Raw genomic sequence first — 3,389 nt, 5'->3', positions numbered from 1 at the left:
CGGGCTCTGGGTGGGTGAGGAGGTGCTCATGGGAGAACCGAACAACACACGGGACGAGGAGTTCCAGGCGTTCATCGTCGGAGCCTGGCCACGCCTGGTACGGACCGCGTACCTGCTGGCTGGGGAGCAGTACGCGGCGGAGGACCTGGTGCAGTCCGCCGCGGAGAAGGCCTGCGCTGCCTGGTCGAAGGTGCGGCGGGCGGACGACCCGTACGCCTACGTGCGCCGGATCCTGGTCAACCAGCACGCCCGCCGCTGGCGCCGCCGCCCGCCCGAGCTGCTGGTCGACGCGGTACCGGACGCGGCCGGCCCGGAGGACGGCTTCGCCCGCTCGGACCAGCGGGTGGCGCTGCTGGCCGCGCTCGCCACCCTGCCGCCGCGCCAGCGCGAGGCGGTGGTGCTGCGGCACTGGGAGGACCTGAGCGACAGCCAGACGGCGGTGGCGATGGGCTGCTCGGTGGGCGCGGTGCGCAGCCACGCCGCGAAGGGCATCGCCCGACTGCGGCAGCTCGCGGAGCTGGTGGAACTCAAGGACACGGCACGGATCGGAGGAGCGGCATGAACACCGACACACACGAGGACACCGACCCGTGGGTCGGCCTCGGCCTGGCCGAGGCGGCGGCGGGGGCGAAGGTCGGCCCGGCGCCGCTGGCGGACATCCTGGCGGGCGGTCGGCGGATCCGGCGCCGTCGCCGGACGCTGGTCGGCGCGCTGGCGCTGGCCTCGGCGGTGGTCCTGGCCGGCGGGGCGCTCGCCGAGCTGCACCCGCGGCCGAGTGCCGCCCGACCCATGCTCCCGGCCGGCTCCGGCACGGGCTCCAACACCGGCTCCGGCACCGGCGGCCCGCCGGCCTCCGCAGCGGCCACGCCCGCCGTACGGGACCCGTTCACCCCGACCCGGGTCCGGCTCGCGCAGGGCGTCGTCGACGGCAGGACGTGGGAGCTCTGGGAGGCGCTGTGGCCGGTGGCGCCGAAGGAGCGGGCGTACGAACAGGCGCTGGCGGTGTGGCAGGAGCGTGCCCCCTACGACTCCGAGATCGCCAAGCCGACACCGGAGTTCGTCCGGCAGTACTGGGATCCCGCGTCCGATGTCATCAACACCTACTTCACGCTGGACGGGGTGCGGCTGGGCCACGACACGCAGGGCATCACCCCGTCCCCGGGCAGGTTCGACCCGCGGGACTCGACCTGGTTCGGCGGCGGCCTGGTGGGCCACCGGGGCAAGGGCGACACCGTGGCCCCGCTGGACGTCGTGCTGCTGTCCCTCGGCCCCGACGTCGGCCGGGTGGTGGTGACCTGGACGGACGGCACGACCACCGAGCCGGCGCCCGTGGCTGTCGGAGACTCCCCCACCCGTCAGGTGGTGGTGCCCCGCCCCGAGGGCAAGAAGGCGAAGTCCTGGAAGTTCTACGACCGCAACGGCGTCGAACTCAAGGGCGGCGACAGCCAGTTCCTCACCGATTAGCCCAACCCCGCGCGGTGGAGTGGGAAGTCGACCCGGCCGACTTCCCACTCCACCGAGGCCCGCCTCAGTTCAGCGCAGCGTCGCCCAGCAGCAGCCGCGCCGCCACCGTCGTCCCGTCCGTACGGATCTCGCCCGCGACCGCCGCCGCCCGTACGGCGGTCTCGGGGGTCAGGGCCCGCCGGAGAGCGGCGGACAGCGAGTCGACGGTCGGGTGCGGCCCGTCGTGCGCGACGCCGATGCCCAACTCGGCGACCCGCTCGGCCCAGTAGGGCTGGTCCACGATCTGCGGCACCACCACCTGCGGCACCCCGGCCAGCGTGGCCGCGGTCGTGGTGCCCGCACCGCCGTGGTGGACGACGGCGGCGACCCGGGGGAACAGCGCCTGCTGGTTGACCTCGCCGACGACGAAGCAGTCGTCGCCGCCGTCGGCCACCGCCAGGTCCGCCCAGCCCCGGGCGAGCACCAGCCGCCGCCCCTGCGCCCGGACCGCCTCGACCGCGACCCGGGCGGCATCCGGCGCGCCGTGCATCGGCATGCTGCCGAAGCCCACGTACACCGGCGGCTCGCCCGCCTCCAGGAACGCCGACAGGTCGGCGGGCAGCGGGCGTTCGTCCGGCAGCAGCCAGGCGCCGGTCTGCACGATCTCGCGCTCGGCGAACGGCTGCCAGGGGCTGAGCAGCGGGTCCGTCGCCAGCCAGGGGCGGTCGGTGAAGGCGTGGTCACGCATGTTCTCCACCGTCGGCAGCCCGATCGACGCCCGGTGGGCGTTGACCTCCTTCCCGAACAGCGCGTTCATGGCCCCGCTGTTGAGCTCCCACAGCTCCCGGTGGTCGGTCACCTCCGGCGGGTACGGGTGGCGCGGGAACTCGATCGGCCGGTGGTACGGGGAGGGCAGCATCGTCGGCTGCAGCGCGACGTACGCGAAGCGGGCGCCCAGCTGCTCGGCCGCCGACTGCGCGCCGGCCACCGCCGGGAACAGCCCGGTCGCCACCACCACGCCGTCCGGCTCGGCCTCCGCCAGCACCGCCGCGTGGAACTGCGCGAGCAGCGCCGTCACCCGCCGGGAGAAGCCCTCTGGTCCCGGGCGCGGCCCACTCACCAGCGGGCGCACCGGATCCCCGACCGGGACGAGCTCCACCCCCACGGCGGCCAGCCGCTGCGCGAACTCCTCGTCCGGCGGCGCACACACCCGCGCCTGCGCGCCGAGCTCCCGCAGCCGCACCGCGAGCCCCGCCAGCGGCTGGACGTCCCCGCGCGAGCCGTACGTCGACAACACCACACGCATCTCTTGCATATCCCGTTCCCCCAGGTCCGGCCCTGGAGTTGGAGATTCTGCGGCACGACCGGGGCCTTGCGGCAAGGCCCCCCGTGCGCTATACGTTGAGAGTGGCGAGGAGCGTCCTCACCGGGAGTTGACCACCGCCACGACCTCCTCGACCAGCCTCCGCGCCCGCTCCACGGCCTCCGTCAGCGCCTCCGCGCTCTCCCCCGGAGCCCCCAGCAGACGGCGTACGCGCGGACCGAAGTCGGCTGGAATGTCCGGGAGTTGCTCGACCGCCACGAGCGCCCCCTTCTCGTTCAGGCACCAGCGGCGGTGGTACGCGTACAGCGCCTGCACCAGCACCCCGACCGCCCGGGACAGGCAGAGCGAGACGTACAGGACGTCGGCCCGCGCCGCACCCTTCGCCGCGACGCCGACCAGGAACTCCGCCTCCCACACACCCGCCGTCAGCGCACCGCGCAACGCCTCGGGATAGTTCGCGGTCTGCTCCCGGAGCGCGGCCAACTCCCCTGCGGGATCGGCGAGTACGCGCCCGAGCGCGACCTCGCCCGGGTAGCAGGGCGACCAGAATCCCAACGGATGCCCGGCCTGCACCCCCACCTCGTACCGGCCCTCGCGGCAGTCCGCCCACACCCGCTCGACC

At 74.6% G+C, this 3,389-nt stretch carries 4 protein-coding genes; 2 read left to right on the top strand and 2 right to left on the bottom strand.

Annotated elements, in window-relative coordinates:
* The first annotated feature begins 28 nt into the window (after positions 1-28).
* Together J0670_RS33610 and J0670_RS33605 are read left to right on the top strand one after the other, a co-directional pair.
* On the top strand, positions 29-562 hold the full coding sequence (locus tag J0670_RS33610) for a SigE family RNA polymerase sigma factor (RefSeq protein ID WP_207816038.1): 534 nt from the start codon (positions 29-31) through the stop codon (positions 560-562).
* Entirely contained in the window at positions 559-1,464 is a 906-nt protein-coding gene (locus J0670_RS33605) for a hypothetical protein (RefSeq protein WP_207816036.1), read from the top strand. The genes J0670_RS33610 and J0670_RS33605 overlap by 4 nt, the downstream gene beginning before the upstream one ends.
* Positions 1,465-1,528: 64 nt before the next feature.
* Here J0670_RS33605 and J0670_RS33600 read toward each other — a convergent pair whose 3' ends face one another.
* Entirely contained in the window at positions 1,529-2,749 is a 1,221-nt protein-coding gene (locus tag J0670_RS33600; protein ID WP_207816037.1) for a glycosyltransferase, read from the bottom strand.
* Positions 2,750-2,866: 117 nt separating this feature from the next.
* On the bottom strand, positions 2,867-3,389 hold a 523-nt coding region (locus J0670_RS33595), incomplete at its 5' end, for a DUF4037 domain-containing protein (RefSeq protein WP_207816034.1).

The sequence above is a fragment of the Streptomyces sp. FH025 genome, assembly GCF_017427025.1.
Lineage (GTDB): Bacteria > Actinomycetota > Actinomycetes > Streptomycetales > Streptomycetaceae > Kitasatospora.
This window is presented reverse-complemented; position numbering and strand designations above follow the sequence as displayed.

Bases quoted from the DNA above. Each gene is read 5' to 3' on its own strand.
- J0670_RS33610 (WP_207816038.1), top strand. From the start codon at position 29: ATGGGAGAACCGAACAACACACGGGACGAGGAGTTCCAGGCGTTCATC.
- J0670_RS33600 (WP_207816037.1), bottom strand. From the start codon at position 2,749: ATGCGTGTGGTGTTGTCGACGTACGGCTCGCGCGGGGACGTCCAGCCG.
- J0670_RS33605 (WP_207816036.1), top strand. From the start codon at position 559: ATGAACACCGACACACACGAGGACACCGACCCGTGGGTCGGCCTCGGC.